Genomic DNA, 19,972 nt, shown 5'->3' on the forward strand with positions numbered 1-19,972 from the left:
CGAACGATGAAGACCTGGTTTCACCCCGAACAGTTGCTGCACCATCCGCGTACCTATCTGTCGCGCGGCCAGATGCGCGAGCCGCAGGAAGTGCCCGAGCGCGCCGCGCGTCTCGTGGCCGCCGCGCATTCGCTCGGCTTCAGCGTGAGCGAGCCCGACGATTTCGGCACCGCGCCGATCGCGGCCGTGCACGACATGAACTATCTGCGCTTCCTCGAAGAAGCGCACGCCGAATGGAAGCGCATGCCCGACGATTGGGGCGACGAAGTGATGTCGAACATCTACGTGCGCGATCCGAATCCGCTGCGCGGCGTGCTCGCGCAGGCGGCGCGTTATCTGGCCGACGGCAGTTGCCCGGTCGGCGCGAACACGTGGCGCGCGGCGTACTGGTCGGCGCAGAGCGCGCTGGCCGCGGCGGCAACCGTCAACGAAGGCGCCGGCGCGTCGTACGCGCTGTGTCGTCCGCCCGGCCATCACGCGCGTGCGGACGCGGCGGGCGGCTTCTGCTACCTGAACAACGCGGCGATCGCGGCGCAGTCGCTCAAGAGCCGCTTCAAGCGCGTGGCGATTCTCGACACCGACATGCACCACGGCCAGGGCGTGCAGGAAATCTTCTATGGCCGCGACGACGTGCTCTACATCTCGATCCACGGCGATCCGACCAACTTCTATCCGGTGGTCGCGGGCTACGAAGACGAGCGCGGCGCGGGCGAGGGCGAGGGCTACAACGTCAATCTGCCGATGCCGCATGGCGCGAGCGAGGATGTGTTCTTCGAGCGCGTCGAGTCGGCGTTGCGCGTGCTGCGCCGGTTCCAGCCCGACGCGCTGGTGCTCGCGCTCGGCTTCGACATCTACAAGGACGATCCGCAGTCGAAGGTGGCCGTGAGCACCGAGGGCTTCGGCAAGCTCGGCGAAGCGATCGGCGCGCTCGGTCTGCCTTCGGTGATCGTGCAGGAAGGCGGTTACCACCTCGAAAGTCTCGAAGACAATGCGCGGGCGTTCTTCGGTGGTTTTGGCGCGAAGCGTGCGCGCTGACGCAGGCTGACGCCCGGGTCGAAAGACAAAAGGCGCACCCATCGGGGAGCGCCTTTTTTGTTTGGGCGTCGAAGCGCTAACTCACGCTCGACGTCCGATCAACGCTTTATCAACGCGGCTGCGAAGCGTCGCTCACGCGCTCGGTGCGCTGCTCGCTCGCGCCGGAACCCGGCTGCGCCGCGCCGCATACGCCGAAGCGCTCGATCAGCGCCGGCACGCCTTCCACGGGCACGGGCCGAGAGAACAGGAAGCCTTGCGCCTCGATCGGACCGAGCGCGGCGAGCCACGCGATCTGCTCCTCGGTTTCCGTGCCTTCGACGACCACGGTGAGCCCCAGCGAGCGCGCGAGATTGACGATGGCCGACACCATCACGCAGACGCTGCGGTCGGCGGGAATCGCCTGCACGAACGAGCGGTCGACCTTGAGCGTGTCCACGGCGAAACGGTTCAGATACGAGAGCGACGAATAGCCCGTGCCGAAGTCGTCGAGCGCGACGCGCACGCCAAGGCGCTTGAGCGCGAAGATCTTCTCGGAGACGAGTTCCGGATATTCCATCATCGCCGTCTCGGTGATTTCAAGTTCGAGCTTGTGCGCGGCGATGCCGGTTTCTTCGATCGCGTGCGAGATGGTCTCGTAGAGATCGCCGCGCCAGAACTGCACCGCCGAAATGTTGACGGCGAGCGAGAGCGTTTCGTAGCCCTGCTGCTGCCACAGCGCGAGCTGCGCGCACGCGGTGCGAATGACGAAGTCGCCGACCGGCACGATCAGGCCCGTCGACTCGGCCACCGGAATGAATTCGCTCGCGGGAATCAGACCGTATTGCGGATGGTTCCAGCGCACCAGCGCCTCGAAGCCCGTGATGCAGCGGCGGCGCAGATCGATCTTCGGCTGATAGGCGAGGAACAACTGGCCTTCGGAGAGCGCCACGCGCAGTTGCTGCTCCCACTTCATCAGATGGTCGGCGCGATGCGCGAGCTGCGGCGAATAGAAGCGGAAGCAGTTGCGGCCCGCTTCCTTGGCCGCGTACATCGCGAGGTCGGCCTTCTTGAGCAGGTCGATCTCGCTTTCGTGTGCGACCGCGTAGAGCGCGATGCCCGTGCTCGCATGCAGCACGAACGCGCTGCCGCGCACGTCGAACGGATGCGTGAAGGCGGCGTTGGTGGTTTCGGCGAGCGTGCTCGCGCGCTTCTCGATGTCGTCGCCCTTGATGATGACGACGAACTCGTCGCCGCCGATCCGCGCGAGCGTGCCCGAGCCGCCGACGGCGTCGGCCAGACGCGCCGCGCTCATTTGCAGCACGATGTCGCCGGCGTTGTGGCCGAGCGTGTCGTTGACCGTCTTGAAGTTGTCGAGGTCGATGAAGAGAATCGCGAGACGCCCGAGGTTGCCGGGCTGCGAGACTTCGTGGCGCAGCCGCTGCAAGGTGGCGTAGCGGTTGGGCAGGCCGGTCAGCAGGTCGTACTGCACGAGTTGCGACATCTCGCGCTCGCGGCCCAGCAGCTTGCCGATCAGACCCGTGGCCACCGCGAAGAACGACAGCATGGCGAGCGAGATGAACGTCGCCATCATCAGATAGACGTCGCGCGTGTGGTTGTAGTCGGCGAACTCCTCGGCTTGCGAGAGGCCCACCAGCACGCCGAGCGGATAGCCGTCGATATGGCGGTACGAGACGATGCGCGTCACGTGGTCGATCGGATCGACATAGGTGCCCGAGACGTGCTCGGATATCGGATACACGCCGCTCGCCGAGAACGTGCCGTTCGCGCGTTCGGCGCTGCCGGTGCGGCGCGCGAGCACGGCGCCGGTGTCGGAGATCACGGCGATCACGCCTTCGCGGCCGATCGCGGCGTTGTTGTAGAAGTCGCTGGTGAAATAGCTCGGGTCTTCGGAGACCACCACCACGCCCGCGAACGAACCGTCCGGATGATTGAGGCGGCGCGTCATCTGCAAGGTCCAGTGACCGGAGACGCGCCCGAGCAGCGGCTTGCTGATGAAGAGCTGATCGTCGTTCTCGTGCTCGTGCACCTTGAAGTGCTCGCGGTCCGAGAGATCGATGGGCTTGGGATTCGGGTCGGCGGTGTTGGCGACCAGCTTGCCGTGCTCGTCGATGATCGACACCTGCACGAGCGAGTCGCTCTGCACGACGCCTTTCTCGACCGTGGTCGCGAGATTGAAGCGCTCAGGCGTTTTCTCGAACTCGTACTTCACGAAGCGCGTGATCTGGTCGACCTGATGGATCGCCTTCACGGTGTGCTGTTCGAGCGCCGCCGAGAGGATGGCCGCGGAGGCGGTGGCCTCGCGCATGGTGGCTTCTTTCTCGACCGAGAGACGCGTGAAGATGACGGCCCACAGCAGAATGAGCACCAGCACGCCGAGCAGCGGAATCGCGAGCAGCGTACGCGGACGCGTGTAGGCCGGTCCCGTCGGGCCACGCAGGCCCGGTTCGCGCGAGAACGGACGCCAGTTCGTGCTCATCGTGTGCGCGGCGAACGCGAGGGTGCCTGCCGCTGATGCGACGGCCGGGACGACGACAAGGCGCTCGGTTGAATCGGCGGCATCTATGCGGAGCGGCTGTGGTAGTGGCGCGGGAAGCGCGGGCATGGGCCAGCGGACGCTGCAATGCGTCCAATGTCTGGATCTTAATGGTTGGGGAATGATTAAGGAAGCGGTACCCCCTCGGGTATACGCCAGTCGGTCGCGCGATGCTTAAGTCCATCATGTGTCGCGCATAGTTCACGCATGGCGCATATGCCTGGTGGACGTGCCTCGCGCGTGCGCAGTGCGCATGCCTGGTGCACAGGCCGGGTAAGTATTCGAAAGGCATGCCGGGGCGTTGCACCCCGGCGGATTCCTTCCGTTTCACTCGATCAAGGCAGGGCGATCGTGCCGTCGATCACCGTGACCGACGCGCCGCCCACCCACATCTTGCCCGCCGCGTCGTCGTAGTCGATGGAAACGCGGCCGTCACGCCCCATCGCGGTGCCCTGGCGCACGGTGTAGCGTCTGCCGGGGCGGCGCTGCTGCTGCGCGAGCAACAACGCGATCGCGGCATTGGCACTGCCGGTGACTGGGTCTTCGCCGTTGCCCAGACCGGTCATCAGGCAGCGCACCTCGAAGGTCGCGGGGCCGTCCGCCGCGTGCGGGCCGTAGGCCGCGAGTCCCTGTGCGCCCACGCCGGACGCGACGCTCGCGAGCGCGCCGTAGTCGACGTCGAGCGCGAGCACATCGTCGGCGCTTGCGAAGCGCACCACGAGCCACGGCGCGCCATTATTTACGCCACACGGTTGCGCGGAGAAGTCGATGGCCGTGCTGTCCGGCGCGATCTGCAACGCGGCGCGCAATGCGTCGTACTGCGATTCAGGCAGCGGCGTGACGCTCGCGGGCGGCGCGGCGAAAGCCCAGGCGGGCTCGGCCTTCGCCTCCTGCGAGTCCTGCGTGCGATCGGTGCGATCGGCGAGATCGATGAGACCCGCCGCGCATTCCTGCACGAGGCGGCCCGGCGTTTTCGGCGTGCGGCCGCTGTCGAGAAACGCGTGCGCGGTGCCGAGCGTCGGATGGCCCGCGAAGGGCAGCTCGCCCTGGGTCGTGAAGATGCGCACGCGATAGTCGGCGCGCGCGTCGGTGGGCGCGAGCAGGAAGCTGGTTTCGGAGAGATTGGTCCAGCGCGCGATGGCCTGCATCTGCGCGGTGTCGAGCGCGTCGGCGTCGAACACCACGGCGAGCGGATTGCCCTTGAAGGGCCGCGACGTGAAGACGTCGACCTGTTTGAAGCGGACGCTGCGAAGTGTCATGGTCGGCAATATCCGGGTGGAAACGTACGGCGAAAAAAAACCGCACCTCGCGGCGCGGTTGAGTATCGCTGAGGCGAGCCGGCGCGCGAGGCGCAAGCTCGCGCAAACGGCTCGCGCAACGCGGCGCTTACTCGACTTCGGCGATCAGTTCGATCTCGACGCACGCGCCGAGCGGAATCTGCGCGACGCCGAATGCCGAGCGCGCGTGCTTGCCCTTCTCGCCGAACACGTCGGCGATCAGCTCCGAGGCGCCGTTCGTCACGATGTGCTGTTCCGTGAAGTCGAGCGTCGAGTTCACGAGGCTCATCAGCTTGACGATGCGCTTGACCTTGTTGAGGTCGCCCACGTGCGCGTGCAGCGTCGCCAGCAGGTCGATCGCGATCGAACGTGCGGCGGCCTTGCCTTCTTCGGTCGAGAGCGAGTCGCCGAGCTTGCCGGCCCAGACCTTGCCGTCCTTCTTCGCGATGTGGCCCGAGAGGTACACCGTGTTGCCGCTTTGCGCGCTCATCACGTAGGCCGCGGCGGGTGCGCCGGCGGTCGGCAGTTCGATGCCGAGTTCTTTGAGGCGGTCGTAGACGTTGATGTCAGCCATGATCAGGAGTCCTTTTACGTTGAACGGGGTTTGTCGCGGTTCGGGCGTGCGCCTCAGAGGCGCGCGCGGATCAGCGCGGCCAGCTTCGCCACGCCTTCTTCGATCTTCGCGGGCGGCACGGTCACGAACGACAGACGCAGCTTGTTGCGCTGCGGTTCGCTCGCGAAGAACGGCGCGCCGGGCACGAAGGCCACATTCTGCGCGACCGCTTCTTCGAGCAACTTCATACTGTCGATCTGTTGCGGCAGCGTGACCCAGATGAACATGCCGCCTTCGGGGCGATTCCAGCTCACGCCTTCGGGCATGTTGCGCGCGAGCGAGTCGAGCATCGCCTCGCACTGGTCGCGATAGAGCGCGCGCACCTTCGGAATGTGCGTATCGAGGAAGCCATCCTTGACGACTTCGTGGACGATGCGCTGCGTGAAGCTCGGCGTGTGCAGGTCGGTGGCCTGCTTGGCCTGCACGAGTTTGAAATGCAGATCCTCGGGCGCGATGATGTAGCCCACGCGCAGACCCGGCGCCAGCACCTTCGAGAACGAACCGAGATGCACGATGTGCTCGGGCGCCATCGAGTGGACCGTCGGCAGCGGCTCGCCCGCGTAGAGCAGCGCGCCGTAGGGGTCGTCCTCGATGACCGGGAAGGGCGCGCGCTTCGCGAATTCGGCGAGCGCCTGGCGGCGCTCGAGCGGCAGACGGCGGCCGGTCGGATTCTGGAAGTTCGGGATCGCGTAGAGCAGGCGCGCGCCGGCCGTCACGTCGGGCGTCAGGCCTTCGATGACAAGACCCTTTTCGTCGGTCGGCACCTGCACGTAGCGCGGTTCGTAGAGCGAAAACGACTGCAGCGCGCCGAGATAGGTCGGCGTTTCCACCAGCACCGGGCTGTCCGGCGAGACCAGCACCTTGCCGATCAGGTCGAGCGCCTGCTGCGAACCCGTGGTGATCAGCACCTGCGACGGACGCACTTTCGCGCCGCCCACCGAGTGACGCTCGGCGACCCATTCGCGCAGCGGCATATAGCCTTCGGTCGCGCTGTACTGGAGCGCGCCCGATGGATCGTCGCGCAGGATGCGATCGGCGGCGGCGCGCATTTCCTCGGCCGGGAAGCTGGCCGGCGCGGGCAGACCGCCGGCGAACGAAATGACTTCGGGGCGCTCGGTGACCTTGAGGATTTCGCGAATCGCCGAGCTGGTCAGCTTGATCGCACGCTCGGACAGTTGCCACGCGGGGGCGGCTTTGAGATCGCTCTGGTCCATGGGGTCTCCTTGTTGGTTCCTGGAATTCGGGTCGGCGAATTCGATTCGGCAAATTCGGTGAACGGGTGCTGAACGATGCGATTTTCGAGGCGGCGCGCCAGACTTTTGCGCCGCCGAAAACCTTGGATTATGACGTGAAACGCGCTCAAGCGCGCGCGGGCACGGGCGCGGTGCGGATGGCGGCGCGGCGGCCGAGCACGACGGTGGCGATCACGGCCGCCGCGTAGAGCCACGCGGATGCCGCGACCTGCTCGCCGAACACGAGCGCCGAGAACGCCATCGTGAAGAAAATCTGCAGCAGCTGGACCTGACCGACGCGCGCCGTGCCGCCCATCGCCAGCCCTGCGTACCACGCGAAGAAGCCGAGAAACTGCGAGAACAGCGTGACGTAGCCGAAGGCGAGCCAGGTCTTGAGCGCGACCGGTTCCGGATGCGCGACGTGATGCGCCCACGCGAGCCAGCCCACCGGAATCGCCAGAAACGGCGCCGAAAGCACCAGCGCCCAGCAGATCACCTGCCAGCCGCCCAGTTGCCGCGCGAGGCGCGCGCCTTCGGCGTAACCGAGCGCGCCGATGCCGACCGCGACCAGCATCCACGCGTCGCCGGCGTGCAGCGCGCCGCCGCCCGCCTGGAGCGCGAACGCCACCACGAGCGCGCTGCCGATCAGCGCGCTGAACCAGAACGCCTTCGACGGGCGCTCGTGCGAGAGCCACGCGGCGTAGATTGCCACCGCGAGCGGTTGCAGGCCGTTGACGATTGCGCCGTGCGAAGCGGGCACGCTCTTCATCGCCCATGCCGAAAACACCGGATACGCGACGATCACGCCCAGCGACACCACGGCGAGACTCTTGACCTGCGCCCGGTTGGGCCGCTTTTCGCGGCGCAGCCACAGCAGCAGGGCGGCGGGGACGGCGGCGGCGAGCGCGCGGCCGAGACCGTTCAGCAGCGGATGGAATTCGGTGACGACGATGCGCGTCATCGGCAGCGTCAGACTGAAGATCATGACGCCGACGAGGCCGAGCAGCATGCCCTGGGTTTCGCGTGCTTTCATTATGCGGATTCGCGCTCGACAGATCGGCGTGCGGGCGCGCCGAGCGATCGCGGTCCCGACGGGGTTTCGAAGTGCGCGACGAGCGCGGGGGAATCGGCTTGCTCGACGGTCATCAGCGCCGATGCGCCGAGCCAGTCCAGTTGCGCGCGGATCGTGTCCGCCTGCGGGTGATAGCCGGTGAGCGAGGTGAGCGCGATGCCGCTTTCGTCGAGCGATTGCGACGGATGGCGCGGCGTATCCCACTGAATGAGCGAGGGCAGCACGCCGTCGCCGGCGCCTTGCCACGCGGGGAACGCGCCGTCGAGCGGCACGCTCAGTTGCCAGCTCAGGTTGCCGCGCGTCATCGGCACGAGGTCGGCGATGCGCTGCGGATACTGCGCACGCCAGCGTGCGAGGCTGCGCGGCGGCTCCACGCGCGCGACCCAGTGCGAAAGGTACGGGCCCGCGTCGAGCCGCGCCTGCACGGCCGGATCGTCGAGCGCGAACAGGCGCGCGCGGCCTTGGCCCTGACTTTGCCCCGATGCGTTCGCCGCCGGATCGACCGCGATCACTTCCAGATAGACGCCGCCCCACAGACCGAGCAGGCGGTTGTGGGTGCGCATCAGCGGATGCGCGCCGCCGCCCGTGGGCGCGACGCCGAGCGTGTCCGCCACGTATTGCGTGCCTTCTTCCAGCGTGCGGGCGGAAACGACGAGATGATCGAGACGAAGCGGCGTAGCGGTCATGTGAGGACGGTCGAGCGGACGGAAAGATACAGCGGCGAGGACAGCCGCAGGGAAAAGCTGGAACAGCGCGCAGTACGGTTCGGTACGGTTGAGTACAGCAGGACGGCGCTGTACCCGTGTTGCCGGATCCTTACCGGTACGCATGTGAATAAATGTACCGGTATGGCTGCGGACAGTAACGGTACAATCGCTCCGATAGTGCTCGGTACAGTTGGAGATCCCATGTCGTCCGTCCCGCTTGACCAGATTCCGGCCCCGCACGACGCGGCCACGCTCACGCTCGTCGACCAGCTCGTCCAGTGGGGACGCCGCCGCATCGAGGAACGCGTGTTCCGGCCCGGCATGCGCATGCCGTCGATCCGCAAACTCGCGCTCGACAAGGGCGTGTCGCGCTTCACCGTGGTGGAGGCGTACGAACGCCTCGTCGCGCAGGGCTATCTGGATTCGCGGCGCGGATCGGGCTTCTACGTGCGCGAGCGGCTCGGCAACCTGGCCTCCGTCACGCCGATCGAACGGCGCGCGGGCGCGGAGACGCCGACGTCCGCCGAACCGCCCGCGCCGCCCACGCTCGACGTGGTCTGGCTGCTGCGCAACATGCTCCATCAGTCGACGCATCCGGAAAAAGGGCCGGGTCTCGGCTATCTGCCCGCACGTTGGCTTGACGGCGAATTGCTCGCGGGCGCGATGCGCTCGCTCGGTCGACAAAGCGGCACGCAACTGCTCGGCTTCGGCTCGCCGCAAGGCTTTTTGCCGCTGCGCCAGCAATTGCAGACGCGCATGGCCGAACTCGAAATCGGCGCCACGCCCGAGCAAATCGTGCTGGTCTCCGGCATCACCCAGGCGATCGATCTGCTCGCGCGCATCTACGTGCAGCCCGGCGACACCGTCGTGGTCGGCGACCCCGCGTGGTTCCAGATGTTCGGCCGCTTCGCCTCGCAGGGCGCGCGGCTCGTCGGCATGCCGTATACGCCCGAGGGCCCGGACCTCGACGCGCTCGAAGCGCTCGTCGAAACCTGGCGGCCCAAGATGCTCGTCATCAATTCGGTGCTGCAGAATCCCACCGGCACCTCGCTGACGGCTGCCCAGGCGTTCCGCATCCTGCGGCTCGCGGAACAATACGACTTCATCGTGGTCGAGGACGATGTCTACGGCGACCTGTGTCCCGCGGGCTATCCGGCCACGCGGCTCGCGAGTCTCGACCAGTTGCGCCGCGTGATCTATCTCGGCAGTTTTTCGAAGACGCTCGCGCCGAATCTGCGCGTGGGCTTCGTCGCGGCCTCGCCGGAGGTGACCCAGGCCGTGGCCGACCAGAAAATGCTGGTCGGCATGACGAGCCCCGAGATCAACGAGCGCGTGCTGTACCGCGTGCTGACCGAAGGCCACTATCGCCGCCACGTCGAACGGTTGCGCGCGCGGCTCGATACCGTGCGCGACAAGGCCGCGCGCATGCTGGAGCGCACCGGCTGCAAGCTGTTCACGGCGCCGGGCGCGGGCATGTTCCTGTGGACCGACACCGGCGTGGACGCCGACGCGCTCACGGCCGCCGGTCACGAGGCGGGCTTCCTGCTCACGCCGGGCAGCCTGTTCTCGCCCCATCAGTCGCCGACCACGTGGATGCGCTTCAATATCGCGAACTGCGCCGATCCGGGCTTGCCCGCGTTCCTCTCCGGCTATCTGGACGGGGTGGCGCGGCGGGGCGCCTGAACATGCGGTGAATCTGGTTAAATCCGCACTCTTGAAACCCGCGCCGCGCGCCCCCATTTATGCGCGCATTACGCCGCGAACTGTCGCTTGAAACGACTCGCGCACGCGGCTTTGAGTTCAACGCATTGCAACGCAATTACAACGAACGAGGACTCTCGAACATGGCACAAGAAACCATGAGCTTCCAGGCGGAAGTGAAACAGCTTCTGCACCTGATGATCCATTCGCTGTACAGCAACAAGGAAATTTTCCTGCGCGAACTGGTCTCGAACGCCTCCGACGCCGCCGACAAGCTGCGCTTCGAAGCGCTCGAAAACAGCGCGCTCTACGAAAACGATCCGAACCTGCACATCCGCGTGGGTTACGACAAGGCGGCGCGCACCGTCACGATCGAGGACAACGGCATCGGCATGAGCCACGACGAAGCCGTCGCGAACCTCGGCACGATCGCGCGCTCGGGCACCAAGGAGTTCTTCGGCAAGCTCTCGGGCGACCAGAAGAAGGACGCGGCGCTGATCGGCCAGTTCGGCGTGGGCTTCTATTCGGGCTTTATCGTCGCCGACAAGATCACCGTGGAAACGCGCCGCGCGGGTCTGCCCGCGAGCGAAGGCGTGCGCTGGGAAAGCGCGGGCGAGGGCGAATTCTCGGTCGACAAGATCGAGCGCGCGCAACGCGGCACCACCATCACGCTGCATCTGCGCGAAGGCGAGGACGAACTGCTGTCGTCGCACAAGCTCAAGAGCATCATCCAGAAGTACTCGGATCACGTCGGTCTGCCGATCGAAATGAAGGCCGAGGAATGGGACGCCGAAAAGAGCGAGATGGTCACGAAGGACGAGTTCGAGACCATCAACCAGGCGAGCGCGCTGTGGACGCGTTCGAAGAGCGAGATCAGCGACGAGCAGTATCAGCAGTTCTATCAGCATCTCGCGCACGATCACGAGAACCCGCTCGCGTGGACGCATAACCGCGTCGAAGGCCGCAGCGAATACACGCAACTGCTTTACGTGCCCGCGCACGCGCCGTTCGACATGTGGAACCGCGACCACAAGAGCGGCCTGAAGCTCTACGTGAAGCGCGTCTTCATCATGGATGACGCCGAGCAGTTGCTGCCGAACTATCTGCGCTTCGTGAAGGGCGTGGTCGATTCGGCGGATCTGCCGCTGAACGTCTCGCGCGAAATCCTCCAGGAAAGCCGCGACGTGAAGGCGATTCGCGACGGCGTGACCAAGCGCGTGCTGTCGATGCTCGAAGAACTCGCGAACGCGCAGACCGACGCCGAAGCGAAGGACGAGGACAAGGCGAAGTTTGCCGGCTTCTGGAGCGAGTTCGGCCAGGTGCTCAAGGAAGGCGTGGGCGAAGATCACGCGAACAAGGACCGCATCGCGAAGCTGCTGCGTTTTGCGTCGACGCACAACGACACGGCCGAGCAGAGCGTTTCGCTCGCCGACTACGTCGCGCGCATGAAGCCCGAGCAGTCGAAGATCTACTACGTGACCGCCGACACCTGGCAGGCCGCGACCCACAGCCCGCACCTCGAAGTGTTCCGCAAGAAGGGCGTGGAAGTGCTGCTGCTGACGGACCGCGTCGACGAATGGATGCTGTCGTTCCTGAACGAATTCGACGGCAAGCCGCTCGCGAGCGTGGCGCGCGGCGACCTCGATCTGGGCGCGCTCAACGACGAGGAAAAGCAGCAGCAGGAGAAGGTCAGCGAAGAACTCAAGCCGCTCGTCGAGCAGATGAAGGAAGCGCTCAAGGACAAGGCCAAGGACGTGCGTCTGACGTTCCGCCTGACCGATTCGCCGTCCTGCCTCGTGGCCGACGACAACGACATGAGCGGCTATCTGCAGCGCATGCTCAAGGCCGCGGGCCAGCAGGCGCCGCAGATGCAGCCGATTCTCGAAGTGAATCCGGAGCATCCGCTCGTCAAGGCGCTGCATGCCGATGACGCGAATTTCGCGGACTGGTGCCATCTGCTGTTCGATCAGGCGATGCTGGCCGAAGGCGGCTCGCTCGAAGATCCGGCGAGCTTCGTGAAGCGCACGAATGCGTTGTTGCTGGCGCGCTAAGTCGTAGCGCCGGAGCGCCGACGCAAGAAAAAGCGCGCCGCAGGGAAGCCTGCGGCGTGCTTTTTATTTGGCCTTGCGCTCCTTGCTGGATTGCGCAAGCACCGATGCCGCGAGCGTCCTGGTCTCCGCCGAATATTTCGGGCTGTGCAGGACTTCGCTCGCCTCGTGCTCCATCGTGGCGCCGGTCTGTTTGGATGTGTGTGATTGCGCGAGCGCCGAGCCGGCCAGGCGCTTCTTGATCGCGGACGCCTTGGGGTCATGCAGCGTTTGCGCTGCGAGACGACTGACTTTTTGCGAAGTCTGCTTCCGGGTGTCTGCCATGCGAGTCTTCTGGTGCACCGACCGTGTCTGGCGGGGGGCGGCAGAATGCACGTCGGTGTATCCGGCAGTTTTCCGCGTCCCATGCCGTGCTGCCATACGAATCGTCCTAACTGTGCGCAGCCTATAATCGCGCCATGCCTATCCGATTCGATGCCGCCGACGCGCACTGGCGCGTCGCGCCCCTCGCGGCCTTCAGCGCCGCCCAGAAAGACTGGCTCACGCGCGGCGGTTCGCTCACCGCGCATTTGCGCACGCTCGGCCAGGTTCGGGTGCGCGTGACGCGCGAAGCCGTCGATATGCCCTGGTCCGACGAATGTGCCGCACTCGGTCTCGCGCCGCGCGAGCGCGCATGGGTGCGCGAGATCGTGCTCGAAGTCGATGGCGTGCCGTTCGTGGCGGCGCATAGCGCGACGCCGCTTGGTGCGAGTCACGGCGTCTGGCAGGCCATGCGGCGCTTGCGCACGCGCCCGCTCGCCGAACTGCTTTACAGCGATAGCGGCGTGGCGCGTTCGGCGCTGGTGAGCCGGCGCGTGAGCGCGCGGCATCCGCTGCATGCGCTCGCAGCGCGCGAAATCGGCGAGACCGGTTCTGCCTGCGCGCATGCGCCGCATGCGTTCGTCGCGCGGCGTTCGGTGTTCGAGCGTCACGGCAAGCCGCTGCTCGTCACCGAATGCATGCTGCCCGCGCTGTGGGCGTATCTTGCGGAGTCGGCTGGCAAGGCGTCGGCCGCGCATACGTCGCATACGTCACATTCGGCGCGCGAGCGCGGTCCGCTCGGACATACGGCTTCGCGTGCGCATCAAGGTGCGCATCAACACCTCCCTCCCGGCGCGCCGCGCTGAATCGCATTGCGCTCGCCCATGTCGTTCAAACGCTGCTTCCCGCCTGTCGTCGATGCGCACACGCGCGTGCTGATTCTCGGCAGCCTGCCGGGCGAGGCGTCGCTCGCGCATCAGCAGTATTACGCGCACAAGCAGAATAAATTCTGGGCGCTGGTGGGAGACGTGATCGGCGCGGACCTCGTGGCGATGGAATACGACGCGCGTTTGCAGGCGCTGCGTGCGAATCGGGTCGGATTGTGGGACGTGGTGGCCGAGGCGCGCCGCGAAGGCAGTCTCGACGCCGCGATCCGCGACCACGCCGGCAACGATCTCGTCACGCTGATCAAGAGCCTGCCCGCGCTCGAAGCGATCGCGTTCAACGGCGGCACGGCGGCGCGCATCGGCGAGCGCATTCTGGGCGCGCACGCGCCGCGCCTCGCGATCCTGCATCTGCCGTCGAGCAGCCCGGCGTACGCGTCGATGAACTTCGCGGCGAAACTGGTGGCGTGGCGTGCGATCGGCGCATTCGCGGGCAAGCCGGACGACTCGGCGCGTCGCCGGGATGCCGGGGCCGCGTAAGCGCACTGCAATCTCGCCGCGCTAGCATGCTCCCGCGCACGCCGAGGTGCGCATTCATTATCGACGGGACACGAAACCACAATGAACAAGAAACGCCTGCTCCTGCTCGCTTTTCCCTGCGCGCTCGCACTGGCCGCCTGCGCTTCCGACGAGCCGGCCGCCGCCGGTCCGCAGGTGCATCCTTCACCCGAAGCCGTGATGAGCCGCTGCCTCGCGTCGGTCACCGAAAGCGGCGCGCCCGCGCCTACCGAAGCCACGCTGGACGCGCGGCAGTGGGAGCGCTACGTGAACTGCAAACTCGGCGGCAATATGTTTTCGAATCCGAAGAAAGTGTCGGTGGACACCGAGGCCGTGGTGTCGATCCGCGCCGCGCCTGACGGCCGCATTCTTTCCGTGAAGCTGCTGCATTCGAGCGGCAATCACGATTACGACAAGGCCGTCGAGCGCGCCATCGACGTCGCCACGCCGTTGCCGCCGGTGCCGACGGCCTTGCACATCGCGCGCATCGACCTGCACTTTCATCCGGTGAGCGTGAATCCGCTCGCACTGCAATCGAGCGGGCCGGCGATCGGCGGCATGAACGTGGGCGTCGGCATCAGCGATCAGAGTCATTGGCGCGCGGAGCACTGCAACATCGTGAACGGGGTGAGCGCTTGCGATTGAACGTCGGCTGTTCGTGATTGCAGGGCTTTTTTCGTGGTGTTTTGTCGCGCGATTGTGGTGTTAAGGCCGCGTCATTGCCGTGTAATTGCAGCGCGATGCGCGGCGAATGCTATGCTCTCGGTCGCCCCCGCAGTCGCGCTGCAGATGTGCTGTTGCCGCGGCTGCTTTTGCTCCTTCCAAGCATCGCATTTTCCACATGACGACTCTGATCAAGCGCGCTTCGGCTGAGGCCCGCGCATTCAACAAAACCGACGCTGCCGAGAGCGCGCCGACGACCGGAACGACGCCGGAAACCGACGCGCCGCAGCAGATCGAGGCAGCGCCGCAAGCCGAGGCTGCGGTGCAGGCAGCGGCGCCGGCCGCCGTCGAAGCCGCACCGGCTGCGGTGGCGGAAGTGACGGAAGCGGCGCAAGCGCCGGCAGCGGTCGAAGCCGCGCCAGCCGTCGTGGCAGCCGAAGCTGCGCCGGCAGTCGTCGAAGCGCCGAAGCAGGCGGCAGTCAAGCCTGCTGCGAAGCGCGCTGCGAAGCCTGTCGCCAAGCCGGAAGCGAAGCCTGTCGCTGAAGTAGCAGCGAAGGCTGAAGCGAAGCCGGTTGCGAAGAAGGCAGCGAAGCCCGCAGCGAAGGTGGATGCGACGCCGGTTGCAAAGGCAGAAGCCAAGCCCGCCGCAAAGAAGGCAGCGAAGCCTGCGGTAAAGGCGGAAGTCAAGCCGGTCGCGAAGCCTGCCGCTGAAGTGGCGGCGAAGGCTGAAGCAAAGCCGGTTGAGAAGAAGGCAGCGAAGCCTGCGGTGAAGGCGGAAGCGAAGCCCGCAGCGAAGGTGGATGCGACGCCGGTTGCAAAGGCAGAAGCCAAGCCCGTCTCGAAGAAGGCAGCGAAGCCCGCAGCGAAGGCAGAAGCCAAGCCCGCAGCACGCGTGAAGCGCGCGCCGGTTGCTGCCACGGTCGTTGCAGAAGCAGCAGCGCCGAAGGCCGCAAAGGCAGAAAAAGCCGCCAAGCCGACCAAGGCAGCCAAACCCGCTAAACCGGCCAAGGCGATCAAACCCGCCAAGTCCACCAAGCTCGCGCGCCGCGCCGCCCTGGCCGCGGAAGAACTCGAACACGCACCGGTCATCGAAAAGCCGCGCAAGCCGCGCTTCGCACCGGTCACGTTCTCGGAAGAGGGCGGCGTGCGCTACCTGCACTTCGGCACCGAATGGGTGCAAGGCGCGATGCGTCTGTCGAAGCCGCAGCACATCGAACTCGAATACGCGCAGCAGATGATGGCCTGGCTGCTGTTCCTCGCGACGCCCGCGCGCATCGTGCAACTCGGTCTGGGCGCCGCGGCGCTGACCAAGTTCGCGCATCGCTACCTGCGTCCCGCGAAGGTCGAGGCGATCGAGCTGAACCCGGCGGTCGTGGTGGCCGCGCGCACGATGTTCGATCTGCCGATGGACGACGCGCGCCTCGCCGTGCGTGAACTCGACGCATGGGACTTCGTGCAGGACCGCTCGAACCACGGCACGGTCGGCGCACTGCAAATCGACATCTACGACGCGACCGCACGCGGTCCGGTGCTCGACAGCGTGGCGTTCTACCGCGCCGCGCGCGCCTGTCTCGCGGAGGCGGGCGTCGCGACGATCAACCTGTTCGGCGACCACCCGAGCTACGTGCGCAACATGAAGCGCCTGAAGGAAGCCTTCGACGGCCGCGTGATCGCGCTGCCCGAAGTGCACGACGGCAATCGCGTCGCGCTGGCGTTCTCGGGTCCGGCGCTCGACGTGAGCTGGACGGCGCTCGAAAAGCGTGCGCGCATGCTCGAAAGCAAGCTCGGCCTGCCCGCGCACCAGTGGGTCAAGGCGCTGCGCGCAGCGTGCAAGGAAATCGGCAAGGAAGGCGCGTCGTTCGCCATCTGAGTCTGCTCGCCTGGTGCGTTTGTCACGTTCGTCATGTTTGTCGAGCGCACCACGAGAGAAACCGGCCTTCTGGCCGGTTTTTTTTCGTCCCCGTTTTTTGCGCGCTTTCGGATAGCTGACGATTGCGAATCCGAAACGATGCCCACGCACCGTTCTCGCGCCTTGACAGCGCCGCCGGGGTTGGGGTCCGCCCCGGCTTGACCCGCTATCGGGGCCTCGCTACTCTTTTCAGCGCTTTCGGGGACCTTGCGAGGCACGAGCTCGCGGGCCATCGGCCCTTTCGCGGCCGTACAGGCGGCGCACCGACGTCGCATAACAACATAAGTGAGGAGGAGACGTCATGGCTCACGACGCCGACGCCGGAAAAGCCAGCAAGCACTGGCTCTGGCTGCTGTTGCTGCCCTGGATCGCGATGATCTGGGTGCCGTCGTACAACAAGGTCGAACCCACATTGTGGGACTTCCCGTTTTTCTACTGGTATCAGCTCCTCTGGGTGCTGATCAGCGCGGTCATCACCGCGCTCGTCTATCACAAGACCAAGGACCGCTCGAAGCGCGGCAACGCGGGAGGCGCGCAATGAACGTCACCGCAACCTTCGTCTTCGTCCTGTTCTTCATCGGCGTGACCATCATCGGCTTTCTGGCCGCGCATTGGCGCAAGGGCGATCTCGCGCATCTCGACGAATGGGGTCTCGGCGGGCGCCGCTTCGGCACCATCGTCACGTGGTTCCTGCTCGGCGGCGATCTCTATACGGCGTACACCTTCGTGGCGGTCCCCGCTCTCGTGTTCGGCGCGGGCGCAACGGGTTTCTTCGCGCTGCCGTACACGATCCTGATCTATCCGTTCGCATTCGTGGTGTTCCCGAAGCTCTGGGCCATCGCCAAGCGCCATCACTACGTGACGTCCGCCGACTTCGTGAGCGCGCGTTACGGCAGCCGCATGCTCGCGCTCGCCATCGCGGTCACGGGCATCGTCGCGACCATGCCGTATATCGCGCTGCAGCTGGTGGGGATCGAAGTGGTGATCGGCGCGCTGGGTTTCGACACCACGGGCTTCGTCGGCGACCTGCCGCTCATCATCGCGTTCGCGATTCTCGCGGCCTATACCTACACCTCGGGTCTGCGTGCGCCGGCGATGATCGCGGTCGTGAAGGACATTCTGATCTACGTGACCATCGCGGTGGCGATCATCGTGATTCCGGCGCAGATGGGCGGTTTCGGCCATATCTTCGCTTCGGTGCCGCCGGCCAAACTGCTGCTCAAGGCACCGGACGCGTCGAGCCTGAACGGCTATAGCGCGTACGCGACGCTCGCGGTGGGTTCGGCACTCGCGCTGTTCCTCTATCCGCATTCGATCACGGCGGTGCTGTCGTCGTCGTCGGGCAACACCATCCGCCGCAACATGGCGATGCTGCCCGCGTACTCGCTCGTGCTCGGCCTGCTCGCGCTGCTCGGCTTCATGGCGCTCGCCTCGGGCGTGAAGGACATGCCGGAGTTCGCACCGTACTTCAAGGCTTTCGGCCCGAACTTCGCGGTACCGGCGCTGTTCCTGCACTTCTTCCCGTCGTGGTTCGTGGGCGTGGCGTTCGCGGCGATCGGCATCGGCGCGCTGGTGCCCGCGGCGATCATGTCGATCGCGGCCGCCAACCTGTACACGCGCAACATCCACAAGGAGTTCATCAACCGCAAGATGAGTAACGAGCAGGAAACCAACATCGCCAAGCTGGTTTCGCTGATCGTGAAAGTGGGCGCGGTGGCGTTCATTCTCGGGTTGCCGCTCACGTACGCGATCCAGCTGCAACTGCTCGGCGGCATCTGGATCATCCAGACGCTGCCCGCGATCGTGCTCGGTCTCTACACGCGCATGCTCGACTGGCGCGGTCTGCTGATCGGCTGGGCGGTGGGCATCGGCACCGGCACGTGGATGGCGATCTCGCTGCATCTCAAGGGCTCGATCTTCGTCGTGCATCTGTTCGGCATCGACGTGCCGGGCTACGCGGCGGTGTGGTCGCTGATCGTGAATCTCGTGGTGGCGGTGGTGGTGTCGGCGCTCGTGCATCTGTTCGGGATGCAGAAGGGCGAGGACCGCACGCGTCCGGAAGATTATCTGGACGTGGTCGAAAGCTGATCGGCGAGGGCGCGGCGAGGGCGCGGCGAATGCGCCCACTGTGCCCGCTTGATGCCGCAAACAAGCCGCCATCAAGCCGCCATCAAGCCGCAATCACGCATGCCCGCGCCGATGACGGTTGCGGGCATTCGTTTTTCTGGTGCACGATGTGCGCTGCACGGTGTCATTCCGACGACACCGGCCCGAATGTCCAGCGCGCAACATGAACTTGTCCGAACCGAAGTCCACACACTCCGCCGTGCCGCGCCGGCGCGTCCGCTCGCGCGTCGCGCGGGTCTGGCGCGCGCTCACGTCGCCGTTCTATCGCTACCGCAACGCGGCGCTCATCCACGCCATCCGCGTGGGCCTCGCGATGCTGACGTCGATTCTCGCCACCACCGGCATCAACATACCGCACGGTATCTGGGCCTCGGTCACGCTGCTGGTGGTGATCGGCGGCTTGCAGCATCACGGCAATATTCGCAAGAAGGCCGCGGAGCGCGCGCTCGGCACGCTGCTCGGCGCGCTCATCGGCCTGACGCTGATCGTCGTGCAGGCCGTCACGGGGTCGTCGTGGCTCACCTATTCGCTGATGTCGATCGTCGCGGCCGTCTGTAGTTACTACGCGATCGGCAAGCCCGGTTACGTGGCGCTGCTCACGGCGATCACGATGTGCATTGTCGCGGGCCACGGCGACAATCTCATCGACACCGGCTTGTGGCGCACGCTCAACGTGATGATCGGCATCGTGATCGCGCTGGCGTTTTCGTTCGCGCTGCCGCTGCACGCGACCTATTCGTGGCGCTACCGGCTCGCCGACAGCCTGCGCGAATGCGCGCGCGTCTACACGCAGATCGTGAGCGGCGTGCACGTCGACAACGACGAGCACATCGAGATCTTTCGCCGCCTGAACCAGCGTCTCGTGCAACTGCGTTCGCTGATGCCTTCCGTGGCGAAGGAGATCGACGTGCCGGCGGCGCGGCTCGAACAGATCCAGCGCCAGCATCGCGCGATCCTCAGTTCGCTGGAGATGATGGCGACCGGGCTTGGACGCTACGAGCAGCAGCTCGTGCGCGTGGCGTTCGCCGGGCGCAGTGCGTGTGTGCGCGAAGCGCTGCTGGCGACGGCGCGGGCGCTGCGTTTTGGCGGCGCGCGTCATCCGGAAGCGGCGGCCAAGGCGTTGCGCGCACCGTCGCTCGACAGCGCTCAGGCGCTGGCGGCCGAGCCCTCCGCGCCGCTCGCGCCGGACATGCAGGGGCCGTACTGGCTGGGTTTGCGATTCGAGGAGCAGGTGGCGCAGCTACGGTCCCTGTTGCTGGAGACCGAGCCGCGCTGGAACATCGAGCGCGCGCACCTGCATCGGATGGTGTGAG

Annotated in this window: 17 protein-coding genes; 10 read left to right on the plus strand and 7 right to left on the minus strand. The window is 66.1% G+C overall.

Annotated features, from left to right (window positions below; translation table 11 throughout):
* The first annotated feature begins 6 nt into the window (after nt 1-6).
* Nucleotides 7-1,035 carry a histone deacetylase family protein gene (locus tag BMY06_RS19815; protein ID WP_065063698.1) on the plus strand — a complete coding sequence of 343 codons (1,029 nt, stop codon included), beginning with the start codon at nt 7-9 and terminating at the stop codon, nt 1,033-1,035.
* Nucleotides 1,036-1,144: 109 nt separating this feature from the next.
* On the opposite strand, the gene BMY06_RS19820 is transcribed toward BMY06_RS19815, so the two are convergent.
* The 6 genes from BMY06_RS19820 to BMY06_RS19845 all read right to left on the minus strand — a co-directional run bounded on the left by BMY06_RS19820 (nt 1,145) and on the right by BMY06_RS19845 (nt 8,448).
* A complete protein-coding gene (locus BMY06_RS19820; RefSeq protein ID WP_074984744.1) occupies nt 1,145-3,511 on the minus strand; it encodes a bifunctional diguanylate cyclase/phosphodiesterase in 2,367 nt (788 codons plus the stop codon).
* Between the two features lie 392 nt (nt 3,512-3,903).
* Nucleotides 3,904-4,827, minus strand: a complete 924-nt coding sequence (locus BMY06_RS19825) for a PhzF family phenazine biosynthesis protein (protein WP_074984746.1) — start codon at nt 4,825-4,827, stop codon at nt 3,904-3,906.
* Between the two features lie 127 nt (nt 4,828-4,954).
* Nucleotides 4,955-5,419, minus strand: coding sequence for a RidA family protein (locus BMY06_RS19830; RefSeq protein ID WP_065063692.1), 465 nt, complete (start codon nt 5,417-5,419; stop codon nt 4,955-4,957).
* Nucleotides 5,420-5,472: 53 nt separating this feature from the next.
* On the minus strand, nt 5,473-6,672 hold the full coding sequence (locus BMY06_RS19835) for an aminotransferase-like domain-containing protein (RefSeq protein WP_074984748.1): 1,200 nt from the start codon (nt 6,670-6,672) through the stop codon (nt 5,473-5,475).
* 145 nt (nt 6,673-6,817) lie between these two features.
* Nucleotides 6,818-7,723 carry a DMT family transporter gene (locus tag BMY06_RS19840; protein WP_065063688.1) on the minus strand — a complete coding sequence of 302 codons (906 nt, stop codon included), beginning with the start codon at nt 7,721-7,723 and terminating at the stop codon, nt 6,818-6,820.
* Nucleotides 7,723-8,448, minus strand: coding sequence for a VOC family protein (locus BMY06_RS19845; protein WP_065063686.1), 726 nt, complete (start codon nt 8,446-8,448; stop codon nt 7,723-7,725). Before BMY06_RS19845 ends, BMY06_RS19840 begins: the two co-directional genes overlap by 1 nt.
* Before the next feature lie 222 nt (nt 8,449-8,670).
* On the opposite strand from BMY06_RS19845, the gene BMY06_RS19850 reads away from it, so the two are divergent.
* Entirely contained in the window at nt 8,671-10,152 is a 1,482-nt protein-coding gene (locus BMY06_RS19850) for an aminotransferase-like domain-containing protein (RefSeq protein ID WP_065063684.1), read from the plus strand.
* Between the two features lie 161 nt (nt 10,153-10,313).
* On the plus strand, nt 10,314-12,221 hold the full coding sequence (gene htpG / locus BMY06_RS19855) for a molecular chaperone HtpG (protein ID WP_074984855.1): 1,908 nt from the start codon (nt 10,314-10,316) through the stop codon (nt 12,219-12,221).
* A gap of 63 nt (nt 12,222-12,284) precedes the next feature.
* Here htpG and BMY06_RS19860 read toward each other — a convergent pair whose 3' ends face one another.
* Complete coding sequence (locus BMY06_RS19860; protein WP_341809782.1) at nt 12,285-12,638, minus strand: hypothetical protein; 354 nt, start codon at nt 12,636-12,638, stop codon at nt 12,285-12,287.
* Between the two features lie 38 nt (nt 12,639-12,676).
* Between BMY06_RS19860 and BMY06_RS19865 the strand changes: the two genes are divergently transcribed.
* The 7 genes from BMY06_RS19865 to BMY06_RS19895 all read left to right on the plus strand — a co-directional run bounded on the left by BMY06_RS19865 (nt 12,677) and on the right by BMY06_RS19895 (nt 19,971).
* Nucleotides 12,677-13,384: a chorismate--pyruvate lyase family protein gene (locus BMY06_RS19865; RefSeq protein ID WP_074984752.1), complete on the plus strand. Its 708-nt coding sequence runs from the start codon at nt 12,677-12,679 to the stop codon at nt 13,382-13,384.
* An 18-nt stretch (nt 13,385-13,402) separates the two neighbouring features.
* On the plus strand, nt 13,403-13,942 hold the full coding sequence (locus BMY06_RS19870) for a DNA-deoxyinosine glycosylase (RefSeq protein WP_074984753.1): 540 nt from the start codon (nt 13,403-13,405) through the stop codon (nt 13,940-13,942).
* 81 nt (nt 13,943-14,023) lie between these two features.
* A complete protein-coding gene (locus BMY06_RS19875) occupies nt 14,024-14,605 on the plus strand; it encodes an energy transducer TonB (RefSeq protein ID WP_074984755.1) in 582 nt (193 codons plus the stop codon).
* A 1,030-nt stretch (nt 14,606-15,635) separates the two neighbouring features.
* Complete coding sequence (locus BMY06_RS19880; RefSeq protein ID WP_074984857.1) at nt 15,636-16,493, plus strand: class I SAM-dependent methyltransferase; 858 nt, start codon at nt 15,636-15,638, stop codon at nt 16,491-16,493.
* Nucleotides 16,494-16,833: 340 nt separating this feature from the next.
* Nucleotides 16,834-17,073 carry a DUF3311 domain-containing protein gene (locus tag BMY06_RS19885; protein ID WP_065063676.1) on the plus strand — a complete coding sequence of 80 codons (240 nt, stop codon included), beginning with the start codon at nt 16,834-16,836 and terminating at the stop codon, nt 17,071-17,073.
* A complete protein-coding gene (gene mctP, locus BMY06_RS19890; RefSeq protein ID WP_065063674.1) occupies nt 17,070-18,620 on the plus strand; it encodes a monocarboxylate uptake permease MctP in 1,551 nt (516 codons plus the stop codon). Before BMY06_RS19885 ends, mctP begins: the two co-directional genes overlap by 4 nt.
* Nucleotides 18,621-18,822: 202 nt before the next feature.
* On the plus strand, nt 18,823-19,971 hold the full coding sequence (locus BMY06_RS19895; RefSeq protein ID WP_074984757.1) for an FUSC family protein: 1,149 nt from the start codon (nt 18,823-18,825) through the stop codon (nt 19,969-19,971).
* The last annotated feature ends 1 nt before the right edge of the window (nt 19,972 follow it).

The organism is Paraburkholderia tropica (assembly GCF_900109265.1).
GTDB lineage: Bacteria > Pseudomonadota > Gammaproteobacteria > Burkholderiales > Burkholderiaceae > Paraburkholderia > Paraburkholderia tropica.